The 19,218-nt window shown below is 73.9% G+C and carries 17 protein-coding genes; 7 read left to right on the top strand and 10 right to left on the bottom strand.

The annotated features are described in order from the left end of the window. Positions 1-106: 106 nt before the first annotated feature. A complete protein-coding gene (locus tag OG429_RS08315) occupies positions 107-658 on the top strand; it encodes a sigma-70 family RNA polymerase sigma factor (RefSeq protein ID WP_328924655.1) in 552 nt (183 codons plus the stop codon). On the opposite strand, the gene OG429_RS08310 is transcribed toward OG429_RS08315, so the two are convergent. The 7 genes from OG429_RS08310 to OG429_RS08280 form a co-directional block, all read right to left on the bottom strand. Beyond that, a complete protein-coding gene (locus tag OG429_RS08310) occupies positions 619-3,426 on the bottom strand; it encodes an ATP-binding protein (RefSeq protein ID WP_328924654.1) in 2,808 nt (935 codons plus the stop codon). The genes OG429_RS08315 and OG429_RS08310 overlap by 40 nt on opposite strands. Before the next feature lie 57 nt (positions 3,427-3,483). Next, a complete protein-coding gene (locus OG429_RS08305; RefSeq protein ID WP_328924653.1) occupies positions 3,484-4,719 on the bottom strand; it encodes a sensor histidine kinase in 1,236 nt (411 codons plus the stop codon). Next, complete coding sequence (locus OG429_RS08300) at positions 4,716-6,446, bottom strand: sodium/solute symporter (RefSeq protein WP_328924652.1); 1,731 nt, start codon at positions 6,444-6,446, stop codon at positions 4,716-4,718. The genes OG429_RS08305 and OG429_RS08300 overlap by 4 nt, the downstream gene beginning before the upstream one ends. Before the next feature lie 121 nt (positions 6,447-6,567). Next, entirely contained in the window at positions 6,568-6,843 is a 276-nt protein-coding gene (locus tag OG429_RS08295; RefSeq protein WP_328924651.1) for a hypothetical protein, read from the bottom strand. Positions 6,844-7,035: 192 nt separating this feature from the next. Then, positions 7,036-7,908, bottom strand: coding sequence for a LytR/AlgR family response regulator transcription factor (locus tag OG429_RS08290; protein WP_328924650.1), 873 nt, complete (start codon positions 7,906-7,908; stop codon positions 7,036-7,038). A 126-nt stretch (positions 7,909-8,034) separates the two neighbouring features. Next, positions 8,035-9,012 carry an SCO0930 family lipoprotein gene (locus OG429_RS08285; protein ID WP_405681456.1) on the bottom strand — a complete coding sequence of 326 codons (978 nt, stop codon included), beginning with the start codon at positions 9,010-9,012 and terminating at the stop codon, positions 8,035-8,037. A 124-nt stretch (positions 9,013-9,136) separates the two neighbouring features. Continuing rightward, a complete protein-coding gene (locus OG429_RS08280; protein ID WP_328924648.1) occupies positions 9,137-10,153 on the bottom strand; it encodes a GDSL-type esterase/lipase family protein in 1,017 nt (338 codons plus the stop codon). 456 nt (positions 10,154-10,609) lie between these two features. Here OG429_RS08280 and OG429_RS08275 point away from each other — a divergent pair, with 456 nt between their 5' ends. Together OG429_RS08275 and OG429_RS08270 are read left to right on the top strand one after the other, a co-directional pair. Next, the gene (locus tag OG429_RS08275; RefSeq protein ID WP_328924647.1) at positions 10,610-12,064 is read left to right on the top strand and encodes an amino acid permease; all 1,455 of its coding nucleotides are present in this window, start codon (positions 10,610-10,612) and stop codon (positions 12,062-12,064) included. A 10-nt stretch (positions 12,065-12,074) separates the two neighbouring features. Continuing rightward, entirely contained in the window at positions 12,075-12,530 is a 456-nt protein-coding gene (locus OG429_RS08270; RefSeq protein ID WP_007262967.1) for an Lrp/AsnC family transcriptional regulator, read from the top strand. 69 nt (positions 12,531-12,599) lie between these two features. Here the strand turns inward: OG429_RS08270 and OG429_RS08265 are convergent, their stop codons facing one another. Continuing rightward, positions 12,600-12,893 carry a WhiB family transcriptional regulator gene (locus tag OG429_RS08265; protein WP_328924646.1) on the bottom strand — a complete coding sequence of 98 codons (294 nt, stop codon included), beginning with the start codon at positions 12,891-12,893 and terminating at the stop codon, positions 12,600-12,602. Positions 12,894-12,973: 80 nt separating this feature from the next. Next, a complete protein-coding gene (locus tag OG429_RS08260; RefSeq protein WP_328924645.1) occupies positions 12,974-13,675 on the bottom strand; it encodes a GNAT family N-acetyltransferase in 702 nt (233 codons plus the stop codon). 368 nt (positions 13,676-14,043) lie between these two features. Between OG429_RS08260 and OG429_RS08255 the strand changes: the two genes are divergently transcribed. The 4 genes from OG429_RS08255 to OG429_RS08240 all read left to right on the top strand — a co-directional run bounded on the left by OG429_RS08255 (position 14,044) and on the right by OG429_RS08240 (position 18,539). Further along, positions 14,044-14,427, top strand: a complete 384-nt coding sequence (locus OG429_RS08255) for a hypothetical protein (protein WP_328924644.1) — start codon at positions 14,044-14,046, stop codon at positions 14,425-14,427. A 185-nt stretch (positions 14,428-14,612) separates the two neighbouring features. Further along, a complete protein-coding gene (locus OG429_RS08250; protein ID WP_328924643.1) occupies positions 14,613-15,413 on the top strand; it encodes a carbon-nitrogen hydrolase family protein in 801 nt (266 codons plus the stop codon). Between the two features lie 50 nt (positions 15,414-15,463). Beyond that, on the top strand, positions 15,464-17,161 hold the full coding sequence (locus OG429_RS08245) for a flavin monoamine oxidase family protein (RefSeq protein ID WP_328924642.1): 1,698 nt from the start codon (positions 15,464-15,466) through the stop codon (positions 17,159-17,161). Between the two features lie 184 nt (positions 17,162-17,345). After that, positions 17,346-18,539, top strand: a complete 1,194-nt coding sequence (locus tag OG429_RS08240; RefSeq protein WP_328924641.1) for a GDSL-type esterase/lipase family protein — start codon at positions 17,346-17,348, stop codon at positions 18,537-18,539. Here OG429_RS08240 and OG429_RS08235 read toward each other — a convergent pair. Beyond that, positions 18,526-19,179: a DUF5995 family protein gene (locus tag OG429_RS08235; RefSeq protein WP_328924640.1), complete on the bottom strand. Its 654-nt coding sequence runs from the start codon at positions 19,177-19,179 to the stop codon at positions 18,526-18,528. The two genes, OG429_RS08240 and OG429_RS08235, sit on opposite strands and share 14 nt — an antisense overlap. Positions 19,180-19,218: the final 39 nt, after the last annotated feature.

The raw sequence follows: 19,218 nt of genomic DNA, 5'->3' as shown, positions 1-19,218 counted from the left end.
CCGACCGACCGGTCGGCGACCGGCGGGGCGGGATACGCCAAGCGGCGGATAACTCCACGGCACGGCTCCGTCACGCTCAGGTCATCCGACCTGGAAGGGGCACCCCGTGACCAGCACCCTCACCCGTCGCACCGACGCACACGCCCTCGCCCGGCTGCACAGCGAGCACGGCAAGGCCCTCTACGGCTTCCTCCTCGGCCTGACCTTCGGCGACCGGCAGCGCGCCGAGGACCTCCTCCAGGAGACGCTCTTCCGCGCCTGGACCCACCCCGAGGCGCTGGAGAGCGCCCACGCCTCCGTGCGGCCCTGGCTCTACACCGTCGGCCGGCGCCTGGCCATCGACGCCCGGCGGGCCCGCCAGGTACGCCCCGCCGAGGTCGGGCCGGACGCCCTGGAGCACTCGCCGGCCGCCGACGACCGCACCGAGGAGGCCGTCACCTCCCTGGACCTGCACGGAGCCCTGCTGTTGCTCAGCCCCGAGCACCGCGCCGTGCTGGTGCAGATCTACTTCCGCGGAGCCTCCGTCTGCGAGGCCGCCCAGGTGCTCGGAGTTCCCCCCGGGACCGTGAAGTCCCGTACGTACTACGCCTTACGGGCGCTGCGCGCCGCCATGCCCGGCTACGGACCCGGCGCACCCTCGGGACGGGCCGCCGCCTGAGCCGCCACCGCCGCACGGGAGCGGACCTGGAGCTTGGCCAGGATGTGCGACACGTGCGTCTGCACCGTCCTGCGCGACAGGAACAGCGCGCTCGCGATCTCCGGATTCGAACGGCCCTGCGCCACCAGCAGCGCCACCTTCAGCTCGGCCGGGGTCAGCGCCTCCCAGCCGTTCGCCGGCCGCCGCCGCGCCGACCGGCTGCCGCGGCGCACCCCCAGGCTCCGCAGCCGGGCATCGGCCCGGGCGATGTCCCACCGGGCGCCCAGGTCCTCGTACGCCGCAACCGCGCGCGTCAGCGCCGACCGGGACCCCGCCAGATCGCCGTGCCAGGCCCGGGCCACCGCCAGGTCCTCCAGGGTGTGACCCAGCACCAGCGGCCACCCGCCGCGCTCCCCGTGCGCCACGGCCTGCGCCAGCAGCTCCGGATCCTGCGCGAACAGGCCCCGGCAGCGCAGCAGGGCCAGCGCCGGACCCGGGTAGCCGGGCAGCGCCGCCGCCACGCGCCCGCACGCCGCCACCGCCTCCCGCGCCGTACCCGTCTGCGCGCTCTCCAGGGCGAGCCGGACGATCTCCGACAGCACCCAGGGGCGCTCGTACGACACCGCGTCCCGCGCGTCATCGGCCAGCTCGGGCAGCAGCGCGCGCAGCGCGTCGGCCGGGCGGCCGTCCCGCTCCGCCAACAGGGCCCGGGCCAGCAGCACGTGGGAGGCGTACCGGCGTGCCGCGGGCGTACCGAAGGCGTCGGCCGGCAGCTCCGCGAGCTCCGCGCCCGCCGCCTCCCGCTCGTCGCGGTGGCCCAGTACCAGCGCCCGCAGCCCGTGCACCACCACCGGAAGCCATCCGTCGGACACCGGCAGCGCACGCGCCCTGGCCACGCCGGACACGGCTTCGTCCCAGTCACCGAGCCGGTAGTGGAACTCGGCGAGCCGGGCCTCGGTCACCACCAGCCGCCCCGTCGAGCCGGTCGCGGCCGCCAGCTCCCGCGCCTCCCGCAGGGCCGCCGCCACGGTCTCCGGCTCGTCGAAGCGCAGGTGGCCCTCCGCCTGGTTCGCCAGCAGCAGCAGCCGCATGTCGTTGGCCGCCGGACTGCGCCGCGCGTACGCGATCCCCTCCGCGACGTGGTGCAGCGAGTCCCGGCCGCGCCCCAGGTGGAACAGCGCGAACGACATCGCGTGATGGGCCTCCGCCGCGCACAGCGGATCGCCCAGCCGCCGAGCGCCCGCCACCACCGGCCCGGCCAGCGCGAACGCCTCGGCCGGCCGGTGCAGATCGGCCAGCGCCAGCACCCGGCAGGCCTCCAGCCGAAGCCGCCAGACGGCCGAGGGGAACTCCTCCGCCAGGGCCCGCTCGGTCACCGCCAGGGAACGGTCCATGTCCCCCTGGATCATCAGCGCCGAGACCAGCTTGAAGTCCACCGCCGCCCGCCGGTCGGCATCCGTGGTCCGGGCCCGCAGCGCGTCGAGGAGGGCCGCGGACTCCGTTCGCCGCAGCATCAGTGCCGCGTCCGCCAGCTGCTCCTCCAGTGCCTCCAGGGTCTCCCGCTCCCGCGGATCGCCCTGTGCCACGGCCCGCTCCAGCAGCTCGGCCGCGACGCCCGGGGCCTCGGCGATCAGCGCCGGCGCCGAAGCGGCGAGCCAGCGCACCGCCCAGGGGCTCAGCCGGCCGGCGCACAGCAGCTGCCCGGCGATCCGGGCCGGGGCCAGCCCCGCCTCGGCGAAGGCCCGCGCGGCGTCCTGATGCAGGGCCGTGCGCAGGGCCCCCGGCGTCTGCGCGTACAGCGCCCGCCGCAGCGCCGGATGGCGAAAGCGCAGCCGGTCCCCGATGTCCTCCAGCAGCCCCGCCAGCAGCGGCTCCTCCAGATCCGCGAGCAACTCCCGTGCGGGCCTGGCCTGTACGAGGGCCAGCTCGCGCGCGGTGAACGCCGGGCCCAGCAGCGCCGCATGCCGCAGGGTGGTGCGCGCCGGGCCGGAGAGGAAGTCGGGCCCGTGCGCCAGGGAAGCGGGCGGCGGCGGCAACTCGGCCACCGCAACGGACAGTTCGGCGCAGCCGCCCTCGACCCGGACGAGCCCGGACCACTGGGCGAGCAGGTCCCGCAGCAACCGGGGATTGCCGCCCGCCTGCTCCGCCGCCTCCCGCAGCCGCGGCCCGGGCGGCGCCCCCAGCAAGCCGTGGACCAGCTCGGCCGACTCCGCCGCGGTCAGCGGCTCCAGCCGGACCGTGTGTCCATGTGGCGCCGCGCACGGCCGCTGCGCCCCGGGCCGGCGGGGCAGCGGCCGCCTGGTCGCCGCCAGCAGCAGCGGGAGCCGCCCTGCCGCCGCCGTGCGGGCCAGGCGCCGCCACAGGAGCAGACTGGCCGTATCCGCCCAGTGCAGGTCGTCCAGTACCAGCAGCAGCGGCCGCTGCGCGCACCACTCCTCGACCCCGGCCACCAGCAGGTCCATCGCCGCCAGCAGGGCGCCGCCGGGTGCCGCCGCCCGCTCGGCCTCCCGCAGCAGCGCGACGACGGCGGCCCGGGCCGGGCCCGAAGGGTGCACGCAGTCCAGTGCGGCACGCAGCGGCAGGTCCGCCGCGAGCGCGTCGGCCGCCGCGTACCGCACCCGGCAGCCCAGCGCCGCCGCCAGCACCAGTGCCTCCCGTACGAAGGCGGTCCGGCCCGCGCCGGGCTCGCCCTCCACCATCAGGCAGGCCCCGTGAGCGCCGCCGCCGTGCGCACCCCCGCGCACCCATTCCCGTAACTCGTCACGCTGCTGTTCCCGTCCGACCCGCACGTCGGCAATCCCTTCCGGTCACGTCGCGCCGGTCGAAGGATGCCACGGCCGCCGCCGTCAGTACCGGTGAGGCGGGTGGCCCGGCGGTGAACTGTGCACACCCGCACGGTACTTGGGTATGCGCACGGTGACCTTCATGCCGGCTCCGACGCCCGTCTCGATCACCGGCCCGTACGCGTCCCCGTACACCTGCCGGATCCGCTCGTCGACGTTGGGCAGCCCGACGCCGGACGAGGAACCCCGGTGCTCCCCGGCCAGGATCCGGCGCAGCAGGGCCGGATCCATCCCGACGCCGTTGTCCTCCACCGTGATCACCGCCTCCGCACCCGCGTCCCGCGCGGTGATCGTGATCCGGCAGTCCCGCGGGGAGTCCTCCAGTCCGTGCTTGACGGCGTTCTCCACCAGCGGCTGGAGGCACAGGAACGGCAGCGCCACGGGCAGCACCTCCGGTGCCACCTGCAGGGTGACCTTCAGCCGGTCCCCGAACCGGGCTCCGGCCAGCGCCAGATACTGCTCGACGGACCGCAACTCCTCGGCGAGCGTGGTGAAATCACCGTGCCGCCGGAAGGAGTACCGGGTGAAGTCTGCGAACTCCAGCAGCAGGTCCCGGGCCCGCTCCGGATCCGTCCGGACGAACGAGGCGATCGCGGCGAGTGAGTTGAAGATGAAATGCGGGGAGATCTGCGCCCGCAGCGCCTTGATCTCCGCCTCCATCAGCCGGGTCCGCGACCGGTCCAGCTCCGAGAGCTCCAGCTGTACGGACACCCACCGCGCGACCTCCGTCGCCGCCCGCACCAGCACCGCCGACTCCCGCGACCCGTAGGCCACCAGCGCGCCGAGCATCCCGTCCTCGCCCGTGAGCGGGGCCACCACCGCCCACTTCAGCGGACAGTCCGGCCGCTGGCACTCGGTCCGCACGCTCTGGCTCCGCCCCGACGCCAGCATCACCGCCACCCGGGCCATCGCCCGCCGCTCGTGGTGGTCGGCGCCCGGACCGTCCCACGCCAGCACCGACTCCCGGTCGGTCAGGCACAGCGCCTCCGTGCCCAGCAGTGACCGCAGCCGCCGGGCGGCCTTGCGGGCGGCGTCCTCGGTCAGCCCGGCGCGCAGCGGGGGAGCGGCGAGCGAAGCCGTGTGCAGGGTGTGGAAGGTGGCCCGCTCCACCGGGGTCCCGAGATCGAGGCCGGCGGCCCGCTCACCGCGCCGGGCGTGCCGGCGGCCCGCCGCCCAGCCCCCGCCCAGCAGCAGGACCGCGCCCGCCACCGCCAGCACCGCGACCACCGCCCCCGTCACCGGGCGCCCGCCGTCCGGTCCCCGGCCACGTCCTCCGGCAGGTGCAGCCGCGCCAGGGTGGCCGCCGTCCCGCCCGGGATCCTCGACCGGGTGCCCAGCGACACCAGCACCATCGTCAGGAACCCCAGCGGCACCGACCACGCCGCCGGCCAAGCCAGCAGCGTGTGCATCCAGCCCGCCGGGGCCAGGCCGCCCCGGGTCGCCAGTACCGCGCTCAGCGCCGCCCCGCCGCCCGTGACCAGCCCGGCCACCGCACCCGGCGGCGTCAGCCGGGGCCACCAGATGCCCAGGACCAGCAGCGGACAGAACGACGAGGCCGACACCGCGAAGGCCAGCCCCACCGCGTCCGCCACCGGTACGTCGCGCGCCAGAACGCTCCCGCCCAGCGGCACCAGGATCGCCAGCAGCACCGCGAAGCGGAAGCTGCGCACCCCGCGGGCCGGCAGCAGGTCCTGGTGCAGCACCCCGGCCACCGCCATGGTCAGCCCCGAGGCCGTCGACAGGAAGGCCGCGAAGGCGCCCCCGGCCAGCAGCGCCCCCAGCAGGTCCCCGAGCGGCCCGCCCAGCATCCGCTCGGGCAGCACCAGCACCGCCGCGTCCGCGTCGCCGGTGAGGGCCAGCTCGGGTGCGTAGATCCGGCCCAGCGCCCCGTACACCGGCGGCAGCAGGTAGAAGACCCCGACCAGCCCGAGCACGACCAGCGTGGTGCGGCGCGCGGCCCGCCCGTTGGGGCTGGTGTAGAAGCGCACCGCGACGTGCGGCAGGCCCATCGTGCCGAGGAAGGTGGCCAGGATCAGCCCGTACGTCGCGTACAGCCGGTACTCCCGGCGGTCCCCGGACAGCGGCTCCGACCAGCTGGACACCCCGAGGCCCGCCTCCGCCCGGGTGTCGGGGACGGGCGTGTCCGGGCTGAACTCCAGCCGCGCGCGGGCCCGTACGGAGTGCTGTCCGGCGGCCAGGGTCACCGGGGCGGCCTCGTACGTCCGCCCGTCCACCTGCCCGGTCACCGTCACCGTGAGCGGCGCCTCCACCGACAGCCGTACGTCCTCGGCCAGCGTGACGGCGGTGTGCTCGCGGAAGACGGCCGGGGCGTCGAAGGAGGCCCGCGGCGCACCGTCCCCGGCCCACGCGGCGACCAGGAAGAAGGCCGGGACCAGCAGGGCGGTGAGCTTGAGCCAGTACTGGAAGGCCTGCACGAAGGTGATGCTGCGCATCCCGCCGGCGGCCACGGCGGCGCTCACCACGACGGCGACGACCACCCCGCCCACCCAGTGCGGGGCTCCGGTCAGGATCGCCAGGGTCAGCCCCGCGCCCTGCAGCTGCGGCAGCAGGTACAGCCAGCCGACCCCGATGACGAAGAGCACCGCGATCCGGCGCACCGCCTGGGACTCGAGCCGGGCCTCGGCGAAGTCCGGCAGCGTGTACGCGCCCGATCGGCGCAGCGGGGCCGCCACCAGCACGAGCAGCACCAGGTACCCGGCGGTGTAGCCCACCGGATACCAGAGCATCTGCGGACCCTGGAGCAGCACCAGCCCGGCCACCCCGAGGAAGGACGCGGCGGAGAGGTACTCCCCGCTGATGGCCGCCGCGTTCAGGCGGGGCCCGACCGTGCGCGAGGCGACGTAGAAGTCGGAGGTGGTCCGGGATATCCGCAGCCCCAGGGCGCCGACCAGGACCGTGACCAGTACGACGACGGTGACCGCGGTCAGCGCGTACGTCTGGTTCACCGGGCGGTCCTTCGGCAGGGGGTGCGGTCCCCCGGCGACGCGAGGGGGAGGGTGACGGGAGTCTACGCACGCCCCCTGACAGGGCAACAGGCACGATTCGGACCGGGTGGGGCCCCGCGGCTCAGATCACCGGGTCGCGGTGTTCCGCGCAGTCGCGCAGGGCGATCTCCAGCTCCACGTACGACTCCTCGGCGCGGCGGAAGGCCAGCGTCAGCGCCGCCTCCGCGCGGGGCGGCACCTGGTCGCGGACGCCCTCGCCGGCCTCGTACAGGATGTCGGCCCAGCGGGCGGCCGCGCTGCGCAGCCGGGCCAGCAGTGCCTCGGCCTCGTCGGGCCCGGTGGGCCGGGTGCGGGGCAGTCCGGTGAGGGCGTCGAGCAGCGCCTGGATTTCGGACATCTCGCTCCTCCCGCGCCGGAAGATCCACGATACGCGGGGGCGGTGACCCCGGAGGGCCGTTCACCGGGCCGGTGCGGCCGACGGTTCCGGCGGATCGCCGTACGCCCCTCGGCGTGCGACGAACGGCGCTGCCGCGCCGCCGGACGGTCGCCGTCGCCCGGCCGACGGTCGGGCGCGGGCACGCCGGCCGGCTCAGCCGGTCGCCTGGCGCATCAGGAGGTCCCGCAGCTCCCGCGCGTGCCTGCGGCTCACCTGGAGCTCCGCCGAGCCCACCCGGACGCTGGTGGTGCCCGCGTCCAGCCTCAGCTCGTCGATCCGGGCCAGGGCCACCAGATGACGGCGGTGGATCCGGACGAACCCGCGCGCCGCCCACCGCTCCTCCAGCGTGGACAGCGGGATCCGGACCAGATGGCTGCCCTCGTCGGTGTGCAGCCGGGCGTAGTCGCCCTGGGCCTCGACGTAGGCGATGTCGGCGATCGCCACGAACCGGGTGACCCCGCCCAGTTCGACGGCGATCTGCTCCGGCGTGCGGTCGGCGACGGTGACCTCGGCCGCCGGGCGGCGCGGCACCGGCACGGCCGGCAGGGCCGACGGGGCCGGTGAGGCGGGAACGGCGGCGGCGGGCGGACCGGCCGGCACCCACTGTCCGGCGGCCGCCGGAGCCTCTCCGGCCCGGCCCAGCTGCGCGCACGCCCGCCGCACGGCCTCGGCCAGCCGCTCCGGTCGTACGGGCTTGAGTACGTAGTCCACGGCCTTGAGGTCGAAGGCCTGCACGGCGAACCCCTCGTGGGCGGTGACGAACACGATCAGCGGCGGCCGCGCGAACCCGGCCAGCAGCCGGGCGATGTCCAGCCCGGTCAGCCCGGCCATGTGGATGTCGAGGAAGACCACGTCGATGGCGTCGGCCCCGTCCGGGCCGGTCTCCAGCGCCCGGGTGATCCGGCGCAGCGCCTCGGTCGCGTCCGAGGCCCCCTCCGCGCTGCGCACCCGGGGATCGGAGCGCAACAGGTAGAGGAGCTCCTCCAGGAGCGGCTTCTCGTCGTCGACGGCCAGTACGCGCAGCATGCGGTGGAGTCTATGGACGACGGCGCCGGGGCGGAACGGTGCGCGGCCCGCCTGCCGGGGGGAGGGGGGGGCAGGGGGCCGCGCGGTTCGTGAGTGGGGGAAGGGGTGGCGGTCAGGAGGCGGTGGTCAGGAGGTGGTGATCAGCTTGCCGTCGGGGGAGACCGCGTACCAGGTGCCGCCGACGCCCTGCCCGTTGATGTCGCCGGCCTTCTTGTCGCCGGAGAAGGTGTAGACGGGCCAGCAGTCGATCGCCTGCTGCTTCTTGCCGTCGGGGCGGTCCAGCACGGAGTAGCCCTTCTCCACGATGCCCTTGGCGTTGGCCTTGTCCACCGGGGGCACCACCGGCCACTTGGCCACGCAGTCACCGGTGCAGTTGGAGGCCATCGGCCAGGCGGTGTCCTTCTTGAACCGGTAGACGGTCATCCCGTTGCCGTCGACGATGTGCTCGCCGAGCTTGGGGTCCTTGGCCACGGTCAGGGCGCCCGAGGCCTCGCCCGCACCTGCCGGGGCAGCCGGTGCGGCAGTCGCCTGCTTCGCGGCCTTCTTCCCGTCGGGCGCAAGCGCGAACCAGGTCCCGCCGACGCCCTGCCCGTTGGTCTCGCCCGCCTTGGTGTCCTTGCTGTAGCGGTACACCGGCCAGCCCCCCACGGTCAGCTGCTTGCTGCCGTCGCTGCGAACCACCTCGCCGAGCACCGACGCGTCCATGCCCGCGGCGGCGGTGGCGTCGCCGGCCGCGACCACCGGCCAGGTCTTCGCGCAGTCCCCTTCGCAGTTGGACTTCGGCGGCTTGGCGGTGTCCTTGTCGAAGCGGTAGAGGGTGAATCCGGCGCTGTCGGCGAGGACGGAGCCGAGCTCCTCGTTCTGGGCGATCGCCAGCTGCCCGGCGGCCTTGGTGCCCGCTCCGGCGGCATCTCCCGCTCCGGCGGCGTCCCCCGCGCCGTAGTCGGAGCCGTAGCCGCCGGCTCCGGAGGCCGGGGCCGCGGCCGCGGCCCCGGCCGGCTTCGCGTCGCCGGCCTTGGACTCGTACCCGCCGTCGCAGGCTGTCGCCGTGAGGGTGACGACGACTGCCACGGCGGCCAGGGTGGTTCCGCGCTTGATGCCCATCTTGATCTCTCCCACGTGTGGTGTCTCCGTGTCCGTCGCCCGTCTCCGGTGCGTCGGCAACTGTGCGAAGGACACGCCCTGTCGGGGTCGATCTGTTCAAGCGGATTCGTGTGGGCTGTTTCACTCACCCGGTACCGAACCCGGTCCGCCGCAGAGCCGTGGCCACAGCGAGGCCGAGTACCTGGTGTCCGGCGTCGTTGGGGTGGAGTCCGTCCGCCAGGTGCTCGGGACCGAGCAGGTCACGGCCCGGGAGCACGGCGAGGCGGCCGTCCCCGGCGGCCATCCGGTCCCGCGTGGCGCGCTCCATCGCGTCGCGCAGGGCGCCCAGGGTGGCGCCCAGTTTGTTCGGGGTGCGCTCGGCGTCGGGCCGAAGGACGGGGGAGACCAGCAGGATCGGGGTCCGCGGGTGCCCCTGGCGGACCAGGTCGAGGAAGGCGCGGGTGGTCTCGTAGAGCAGCGGGGCGGAAAAGGGCACCCGGGACCAGCAGTTGGTGCCGAAGGCGAGGGTGATGACGTCGGCGGGCAGGGCGGCGAGCTGTTCGGCGGTGGCGAGCTCCCCGCGGGCGGCGCCCGCGTAGCCGAGGTTCACGGTGTCCCAGCCCAGCGCCCGGCCGGTGACCGCGGGCCAGCCGTGGGCGGGGCGGGTGGACCACCAGCCCTCGGTGATGGAGTCGCCGTGCACGATCCAGCGCGGGGCGGGCGGCGGCGGGGCGAGCGGGCCGCCCATTCCGCGCAGGCCGAGGATCAGCGGGGACTGGGTCTCGGGCGGGTGGATGGTGAACGGGCCGGCACCGCCGGGCAGTTCGATCCGTACGACGGCTTCGCCGGCCGGTTCGGTGAACACCTCGCGGACCACCCCGTGCCGGTCCCACAGGGCGAAGCCGTGCGAGAGGTCGCGCAGGGCGTCGGTGGGACCGGGAACCGTGGCCCGGTAGCGGATCTCCACCGCCCGCGCCGTCTCGGTGGTGAACTCCAGCCGGACGCCTATGGGCAGGGTGGCCCGCTCGCCGGTGTCCCAGGGCAGCCGCATGGTGTCGGCCGGGTCGGCCCGTACCGGGCGCCCCTTGTCCAGCCAGGCCACTCCGCGCAGGAAGGGTCCGGGGTCCTGCCACTCCTCGTCGGCGCCGCTCGGTCCTCTCACGCGTCTCCTCCGTTCGCCGGGTGCGGGATCCGCGGCCGGGCGCCGCGCCCCCGCCCCGCTCCCGGGCCGCCGGGTTCACCCGTACCCCGCCGGAGCCCGGATCGACCGCCGGCGGGCGGACCAGTGGGGCCGCCCGGCCCCGGCGGCACGCTGCGGCAGATCTGATGAACTGTCAAGAAAAGGAAGCGGAGCGTTACCGCGCAGTGATCGATCATCCGTGCGCAACAAAGGGCCATCCGGGACAGATCCGCGCAACGATCATTCGCCAATGTGCAAGGATGGTGCATTACGGGCGCTATCCCTCAGCTCGTAGGCTCACTCGCTGTACGTGGAGTGGCGCGGACCGCCTGCTCGGCGGTCCCCCATGCCCAGGCGCGCTTTCCGCGCGCCTGCTCCTGCTCAGGACCGCTGCGGTCGACGCCTTATCCCCACCCGCAGTGTCAAAGGAGTCCCCCCGTGCTCGAAACCGGCCAGGCGCCACCGCTCACCTCCGAGCCCCGCAAGCCTGCCCATCCTTTGCTGCGCCGCAAGCCGGTCGAGCAGCTGGTCGCCGAGGGCGGCCAGGGTGAGGGCGGCACGCTGCGCCGCTCGCTCACCATGTGGCAGCTGACGATGATCAGCATCGGCGCCACCCTGGGCACCGGCATCTTCGTCGTCCTCGGCGAGGCCGCCCCCAAGGCCGGCCCGGCCGTGACGATCTCCTTCATCATCGCGGGCCTGACCGCGCTGTTCTCGGCCCTCTCCTACGCGGAGCTGGCCGGATCCGTGCCGGTCTCCGGCTCCTCGTACTCGTACTCCTACGCGACCATGGGCGAGTTCATCGCCTGGATCTGCGGCTGGTGCCTGGTCCTGGAGTACGCCGTCTCCGTGGCGGCCGTCGCCGTCGGCTGGGGCCAGTACCTCAACGAGCTCCTCGACGGGACCATAGGCATCACCATCCCGGAGAAGCTCGGCGCCCCGCTCGGCGAGGGAGGCTGGATCAACCTGCCCTCGCTGGTCGTGGTCCTGCTCGCCATGGTCTTCCTGATGCGCGGCGCCAAGGAGAGCGCCATGATCAACTCGATCATGGTCGCGGTGAAGATCGTCACGCTGGTGCTCTTCATCGGCATCGGCGTCATGGGCATCAAGTCCGGCAACTACGCCCCGCTCGCCCCGCTCGGCGTCACCGGCATCAGCGCCGCCGCCTCCACGCTCTTCTTCTCGTACATCGGCTTCGACGCCGCCTCCACCGCCGGTGAGGAAGCCAAGAACCCGAAGAAGGACCTGCCCCGCGCGATCATGCTCTCGCTGGGCATCGTCACCGTCCTGTACGTCCTCGTCGCCTTCGTCGCCGTCGGCGCCATGCCGTGGCAGGACTTCGAGGGCACCGAGGCCGCCCTGGCCCAGATCATGACCAACGTGACCGGTACCAGCGTCTGGGGCGTCGTCCTCGCCGCCGGCGCCGTGGTCGCCATCGCCTCCGTCGTCTTCGCCGTCCTCTACGGCCAGACCCGCATCCTCTTCGCGATGTCCCGCGACGGCCTGGTCCCCAAGGTCTTCGCCAAGGTCGACGAGAAGACCGGCGCCCCGCGCGCCAACGTCGTGATCGTCTCCATCTTCTGCGGCGCCCTCGCCGCGTTCATCCCCCTGGGTGAGCTCGCCAACGCGACCAGCATCGGTACGCTCTTCGCCTTCGCCCTGGTCAACGTCGCCGTCGTCATCCTGCGCCGCACCAAGCCCGACATGCCGCGCACCTTCAAGGTGGCGTGGTACCCGGTCCCGCCGATCCTCGGCTTCATCGCCTGCGCCTACATGATGTACAGCCTGCCGGGCGCGACCTGGGTCGCCTTCGGTGTCTGGATGGCCGTCGGCCTCGTGGTCTACTTCCTGTACGGCATTCGCCGCTCCACACTGGCCACAGCAGAGAAGTGATCCACCCGCAGTGCGACTGAACGATCTCGACGAACGCATCGTGCACGCCCTGGCCGAGGACGCCCGCCGCTCCTACGCGGACATCGGCTCCGAGGTCGGTCTCTCCGCCCCCGCCGTGAAGCGGCGCGTGGACCGGCTGCGGGCCGAAGGCGCCATCACCGGCTTCACGGTCCGCGTGGACCCCGCCGCGATGGGCTGGGAGACCGAGGGCTTCATCGAGATCTACTGTCGCCACAACACCTCGCCGGACGACATCCGGCGAGGTCTGGAGCGGTACCCCGAGGTGGTGTCCGCGTCGACCGTCACCGGCGACGCGGACGCCCTCGTCCAGGTCTTCGCCTCCGACATGCGGCACTTCGAGCGGGTACTGGAACGCATCGCGGGCGAACCCTTCGTGGAACGCACCAAGTCCGTCCTGGTCCTCTCCCCGCTCCTGCGCCGCTTCACCTCGGGCGCGCCCGCCTAGCCAGGCCCGCGTAGACAGGCCCGCACGGCCAAGCGGCCTCGGGGAAGTAGGGCACGTCCCCGCCGCCGCTCAGGCCCGCAGAGCCGGCTCCACCCCGGCGAGCCGGGCGTGCCGTTCCTCCTCCGTGAGCCCGCCCCAGACGCCGAACGGCTCACGGGTGCGCAGCGCGTGATCGAGGCAGGCGGCCCGCACCGGGCACCCCGCGCAGACCCGTTTGGCGGCGGCGTCCCGCTCCTCCCGGTCCTCGCCGCGTTCTCCGGCGGGATGGAAGAAGCGGCCGGAGCCCAGATCGCGGCAGGCCGCCCGGGACTGCCACTGCCAGAAGTGGTGCGCGGCGCCGGGCAGGCGTGAGACGTCGGTCATGGCAGTTCCTTTCCGTGGGTTGTCCCGCGTCTGACCGCTGGACGCCCCGCGAAACCCCGCCGTGGCCGACGGCCCGTGGGTCACGCCTCCTTGGCCGGCGTACGGAGCCCCAGGAAGTCCGGCCGGCGCCGCAGGGTGAACCCCATCGACTCGTAGAGCCGCACCGCCCCCGTGTTCTCCGCCGCCGCGTGCAGGAACGGGCTGTCCCCGCGCTCGCGTACCGCGGCTGCGACCGCCCGTATCAGCCGGCCCGCCAGGCCCCGGCCCCGGTGGTCCGGGTGCGTGCACACCGCGCTGATCTCCGACCAGCCCGCCGGCCGCATCCGCTCCCCGGCCATCGCGACGAGCCGCCCCTCGTGCCGGATCCCGAGGTACGTGCCCAGTTCGACGGTCCGGTCCATGAACGGGCCCGGCCTGGTCAGCTCGACCAGCTCCAGCATCTCCGGCACGTCGCCCGGCCCCAGCGCGGCCGCGTCGGGCGCGGCCTCGGCCCGTACCCCCCGGCCGTCCAGCTGTACGCCGGGAATCGCCGCCACGGTCTCCCAGCCCGGCGGCGGGGTCAGCAGCCCGGTCACCCAGACCCCCTCACCGGGGCCGGCCAGCGCCGCAAGATCCGCCCACGCGCGGGGGTCCCGCGGGTCGGCGAGCGCCGCGAACGGGCTCGCGTCCTGCGCGTAGCGGGCGGCCAGGCCCGCGGGCCCGTGCTCGGCGAAGGCACGGTGCGGTCCGGTCAGCGCGGCCCAGACCGGGTTGTCGAGTACGTCGGGTACCTCGGGGGACATCGGTGCGGAACTCCCTTTCCGTCGGTGCGGCGGCGAAACCGGCCGTCACCGCCTTCTTGACGGCCCCATGTGCCGCCACGAGACTGCGGGGGACGGCCGCGACGGCCGGCGCCCGCCCCGGGAAGCCTAACGACCGCGGGACGGGCCTCGCGAGGACGGGACGGGGGCGGGACCGGTGGACACAGGGACCCTCCGCCGCTGGTGGCTGACCCGGCGCCTGCACATCGACCTCCTGCGGGTGTGCAGCGCATTCACCGCGCGAGGCTGAGCCTCTTTCGGACCCACACGGGCGACCCGGCCCGCGCCCCGCGCCGCCGGGAGCACCGCCCCGCTCAGGCCACTTCCGCGCGCCCCGCCCCAGGAGAGCCATGTCGTACACCGTCCTGCCCCGAACCGGTCCGGCGCCCGCCCTCCGCGGCCGCATCGGGACCGGTTTCTCCCCCGTCCCGCACCGCTACCGCCTGTACCTCTCCGCCGACTGTCCGCGCTCCCGGCAGGTGACGGGTGCCCTCGCCCTGCTGGGCATCGAGGACTCCGTCGGCGCCACCGTCCTCGGCGACGACACCGCAGCGCCCGGGCACACCGAGCTGCGCCTCGCGTACGAGGCGGCGGGCCACCACTTCGACGGCACCCGGACCGTCCCCGCCCTCGTCGACACCTGGAGCGGCCGGGTGGTCTCCGACCACGCCCCCGACATCCTCGACGATCTCCGTTTCCTGGCCTCGCACCCGGCCTTCCGCACGGGCTCCTGAGAGGGATCGCGGGGGCTCTCACCAGGCCCGCAGGGCCCCCGCGGAACGCCGCGCAACGAATCTCCGGGCAAGTGGTGGAACACGCAACGAATCGATGCGCGCAGCGCAACGGTCACGGCTTGTCCGGGTCGAACGCGCGAACGTACCGTCTAAGGACCCCACCCCTCCTGCCACAGAGGTAGTCCATGCCCCCGCTGCGCACCGCCCTCCTCCAGAGCTCCGGACGGCTCGGCGACACCGCCGAGAACCTCAAGGCGCTCGACGAGGCCGCCGCGCGCGCCGCACAGGGCGGGGCCGGGCTCCTCGTGACCTCGGAGATGTTCCTGACCGGCTACGCCCTCGCGGTCGAGGACGTCGCCGGTCTCGCCGAGCCCGCCGACGGCGAGTCCGCCCACGTCATCGGCGGCATCGCCCGCCGTCACGGGATCGCGGTCCTCTACGGCTACCCCGAGCGGGACGGCGACACCGTGTACAACGCGGCGCAGCTCGTCGGCCCGGACGGCGCCCGGCTCGCGAACTACCGCAAGACCCACCTCTTCGGCTGCTTCGAGCAGGAAGCCTTCACCCCCGGCGACACCCCCGTCGTCCAGGCGGACCTGAACGGCCTCCGCATCGGCATCATGATCTGCTACGACGTGGAGTTCCCCGAGAACGTCCGGGCGCACGCGCTCGCCGGCACCGACTTCCTGCTGGTGCCGACCGCGCAGATGCACCCGTTCCAGTTCGTCGCCGAACAGCTCGTCCCCGTACGGGCCTTCGAGAACCAGATGTACATCGCGTACGTCAACCGCACCGGCCCGGAAGGCGAGTTCGAGTTCGTCGGACTCAGCTGCCTGGCGAGCCCCGACGGGGTCACCCGGACCCGGGCCGGCCGCGGCGAGGAGCTGGTGTTCGGCGAGGCCGATCCCGAGCTGCTGGCCGCCTCGCGCGAGAACAATCCGTACCTGCGCGACCGCCGCCCCGGGCTCTACGCCTCCCTCGTCTGAGTCCCGCCAGCGCCCTCCCCCTGCCCCACCCCCGCAAGGAGTCGTACCCCATGACGTCCACGGTGCCCACCACCGCCGTCCCGCACAGCGACGGACAGCCCCCGATCACCATGTTCGGGCCGGACTTCCCGTACGCGTACGACGACTTCCTCGCCCACCCGGCGGGCCTCGGCCAGATACCGGCGACCGAGCACGGCACCGAGGTCGCCGTCATCGGTGGCGGCCTGTCCGGCATCATCTCGGCCTACGAGCTGATGAAGATGGGCCTCAAGCCCGTCGTCTACGAGGCGGACCAGATCGGCGGCCGGCTGCGCACCGTCGGCTTCGAGGGCGCCGGCACCGAGGGCCTGACCGCGGAGATGGGCGCCATGCGCTTCCCGCCGTCCTCCACGGCCCTGCAGCACTACATCGACCTCGTCGGCCTGGTCACCGAGCCCTTCCCGAACCCGCTCGCCGAGGCCACCCCCTCGACGGTCGTGGACCTCAAGGGCGAGACCCACTACGCCGAGACCATCGCCGACCTCCCGCAGATCTACCGCGATGTCGCCGAAGCGTGGAACGCCTGCCTCGACGAGGGCGCCGACTTCTCCGACATGAACACCGCGATGCGCGAGCGGGACGTCCCGCGCATCCGCGAGATCTGGGCCAAGCTCGTCGAGAAGCTCGACGACGAGACCTTCTACGGCTTCCTCTGCAAGTCCGAGGCCTTCCAGTCCTTCCGCAAGCGCGAGATCTTCGGCCAGGTCGGCTTCGGCACCGGCGGCTGGGACACCGACTTCCCGAACTCCATCCTGGAGATCCTCCGAGTCGTCTACACCGAGGCGGACGACCACCACCGCGGCATCGTGGGCGGCTCGCAGCAGCTCCCGATGCGCCTGTGGGAGCGCGAGCCCGAGAAGATCGTCCACTGGGCGCAGGGCACCTCGCTGTCCTCCCTGCACGAGGGCACCCCGCGCCCCGCGGTGACCCGCCTGCACCGCACGGCCGGCAACCGCATCACCGTCACCGACTCCTCGGGCGACATCCGTACGTACCGCGCCGCGATCTTCACGGCGCAGTCCTGGATGCTGCTGTCCAAGATCGCCTGCGACGACTCGCTGTTCCCGATCGACCACTGGACCGCGATGGAGCGCACCCACTACATGGAGAGCTCGAAGCTCTTCATTCCGGTGGACCGGCCGTTCTGGCTGGACAAGGACGAGGAGACCGGTCGCGACGTCATGTCGATGACCCTCACGGACCGCATGACGCGCGGTACGTACCTCCTGGACAACGGCCCGGACAAGCCCGCCGTCATCTGCCTCTCGTACACCTGGTGCGACGACAGCCTGAAGTGGCTGCCGCTGTCCGCGAGCGAGCGGATGGAGGTCATGCTGAAGTCCCTCGGCGAGATCTACCCGAAGGTCGACATCCGCCGCCACATCATCGGCAACCCGGTGACCGTGTCCTGGGAGAACGAGCCCTACTTCATGGGCGCGTTCAAGGCCAACCTCCCCGGCCACTACCGCTACCAGCGACGCCTGTTCACCCACTTCATGCAGGACCGCCTCCCCGAGGACAAGCGCGGCATCTTCCTCGCGGGCGACGACATCTCCTGGACGGCAGGCTGGGCCGAGGGCGCCGTCCAGACCGCCTTGAACGCGGTCTGGGGCGTCATGCACCACCTGGGCGGCACGACCGACTCCACCAACCCGGGCCCGGGCGACGTCTACGACGACATCGCCCCGGTCGAACTCCCGGAGGACTGACCTCCCCCTCCCGGACTCCGGCGGTGACACCCACGCCCCGGACCCCGTGACCACGGGCCGCCCCCGCGCAAACATCGCGGCGGCGGCCCGTACTCATGCCCGCTCATGCCCGCTCATGCCCGGCGTGAGCGCCCGCCCGCGTAAAGCGGGTGCGGGGCGGGCCCGGGGTCGGCAGGGTGGGGGCATGAACGCCCCTTCCGACCAGGCCGGCACGGCCCGATGGATCACCACCGCCGTCGAGGCGCACCTGCTGCGCGGCGCCCTCGACGTGGAACGCACCGCGCACGGCGTGCTCCCGCACCGGCTGCCCGCCCGCGCGCGCGGGCAGTTCCCCGACGCGAACCTGGCCGCGGTCGAGGCCCAGCCCTCCGGGGTGCGCCTCGCCTTCCGGACCGGGGCCAGCGCCGTCGAGCTGGACGCGCTCCCCACCAAGGTGGTCTACCAGGGCGCCCCGGCCCGCCCGGACGGTGTGTACGAGCTGCTCGTCGACGGCCGCCCGGCCGGCCGGGGCAGCGTGGCGGGCGGCAACGTGAGCGTCGTCGACATGGCCACCGGGTCCGCGGTCCTGCGGCCCGGCCCGCCCGGCACCGTCCGGTTCACCGGGCTCCCCGCCGGGATGAAGGACATCGAGATCTGGCTGCCCCATACGGAGGTCACCGAGCTCATCGCCCTGCGCACCGACGCCCCGGTCGAGGCCCTCCCCGACCGCGGCCGCAGGGTGTGGCTGCACCACGGCAGCTCCATCAGCCACGGCTCCTTCGCCGCCGACCCGACCGGCACCTGGCCCGCGCTCGCTGCCGCCCTGGGCGGCGTGGAGCTGGTCAATCTGGGATTCGGCGGCAACGCCCTGCTCGACCCCTTCACCGCGCGCGCCATCCGGGACACTCCCGCGGACCTGATCAGCCTCAAGATCGGCATCAATCTGGTCAACCACGACCTGATGCGCCTACGCGCCTTCGTCCCGGCCGTGCACGGATTCCTCGACACCGTCCGCGAGGGGCACTCCACCACCCCGCTGCTGGTCGTCTCTCCCGTGCTGTGTCCCATCCACGAGGACACCCCGGGTCCCACCGGGCCGGACTTCGAGGGCGGGGAGCTGCGCTTCCGGGCGCTCGGCGACCCGGCGGACCGGGCCGCCGGGCGGCTGACGCTCGGCGTCATCCGCGACGAACTGGCGCGCGTCACCGCGCAGCGGGCGGCCGACGACCCGAACCTGCACCACCTCGACGGCCGCGCCCTCTACGGCGAAGCGGACTTCGCCGAACTGCCCCTGCCCGACAGGCTCCACCCGGACCCGGCCGGTCATCGCCGCATCGGCGAACGCTTCGCGGAACTGGCCTTCGGCGGCAGCGGTCCGTTCGCCGTCACAGGCGGCTGAGCCGGCCCGGGGTCAGCAGGCAGCGGCCGACCAGGCCGACGCCCGCGTCGAGGGACTCCCGGAACTCCTCGGCCAGGTCGGGGGAGCGGCGCAGCGTCCACAGCAGGCGGGCCGCCGCCCAGGCACCGGCGCGGGCGCGCTCCAGGCTCCACGAGCCGACCAGGTGGGTGAGCGGGTCGGCGATCTCCAGGAGGTCCGGGCCCGGCATCAGCTCTTCCCGGATGTGCTCCTCCAGGGCGACCAGGATGTCGCCGACCCGGTCGAAATCGGCTTCGAGGGCGGCCGGTTCGCAGTCCAGGGCGCGGCAGGTGGACACGACCGCCACCGCCAGGTCGTGGCCGATGTGCGCGTTGATCCCGGCCAGCGCGTGCTGGAGCGGCCGGATCCCGGGGTGGCGCCGGTACTGGAGCAGCGGCCGCCAGCAGGCCGGAGCCCGGTCCGCCTCCACCGCCGCCAGGTACCGCTCCGCGAACCGCACACTGAGGGTCTGTGCCCGCCGCGGCGCCGGGAACCCGCCGTGTTCGATCCGCCGGTGCAGGGTCTGCGTCACCGTCAGGTAGACCCGGTTGAAGACGGCGACACCGTCCTGCGGCGGGAGCCGCTCGTCCAGGGCGCGCATCCGCGCCAGCACCGCTTCCATGGGAGGCAGGGTCGCAGGCGCCGGGCCGGATCCGGGGAA

This window comes from Streptomyces sp. NBC_00190 (assembly GCF_036203305.1).
Taxonomy (GTDB): domain Bacteria; phylum Actinomycetota; class Actinomycetes; order Streptomycetales; family Streptomycetaceae; genus Streptomyces.
Note: the sequence above shows the minus strand (reverse complement) of the source record. Positions and strands in the feature narration are given on the sequence as shown.

Excerpts from the sequence above, each read along its gene's own strand:
- OG429_RS08255 (WP_328924644.1), top strand. The coding sequence starts at position 14,044 with ATGTCGTACACCGTCCTGCCCCGAACCGGTCCGGCGCCCGCCCTCCGC.
- OG429_RS08235 (WP_328924640.1), bottom strand. The coding sequence starts at position 19,179 with ATGGAAGCGGTGCTGGCGCGGATGCGCGCCCTGGACGAGCGGCTCCCG.
- OG429_RS08290 (WP_328924650.1), bottom strand. The coding sequence starts at position 7,908 with ATGCTGCGCGTACTGGCCGTCGACGACGAGAAGCCGCTCCTGGAGGAG.
- OG429_RS08240 (WP_328924641.1), top strand. The coding sequence starts at position 17,346 with ATGAACGCCCCTTCCGACCAGGCCGGCACGGCCCGATGGATCACCACC.
- OG429_RS08265 (WP_328924646.1), bottom strand. The coding sequence starts at position 12,893 with ATGACCGACGTCTCACGCCTGCCCGGCGCCGCGCACCACTTCTGGCAG.
- OG429_RS08285 (WP_405681456.1), bottom strand. The coding sequence starts at position 9,012 with ATGGGCATCAAGCGCGGAACCACCCTGGCCGCCGTGGCAGTCGTCGTC.
- OG429_RS08295 (WP_328924651.1), bottom strand. The coding sequence starts at position 6,843 with ATGTCCGAAATCCAGGCGCTGCTCGACGCCCTCACCGGACTGCCCCGC.
- OG429_RS08260 (WP_328924645.1), bottom strand. The coding sequence starts at position 13,675 with ATGTCCCCCGAGGTACCCGACGTACTCGACAACCCGGTCTGGGCCGCG.
- OG429_RS08245 (WP_328924642.1), top strand. The coding sequence starts at position 15,464 with ATGACGTCCACGGTGCCCACCACCGCCGTCCCGCACAGCGACGGACAG.
- OG429_RS08250 (WP_328924643.1), top strand. The coding sequence starts at position 14,613 with ATGCCCCCGCTGCGCACCGCCCTCCTCCAGAGCTCCGGACGGCTCGGC.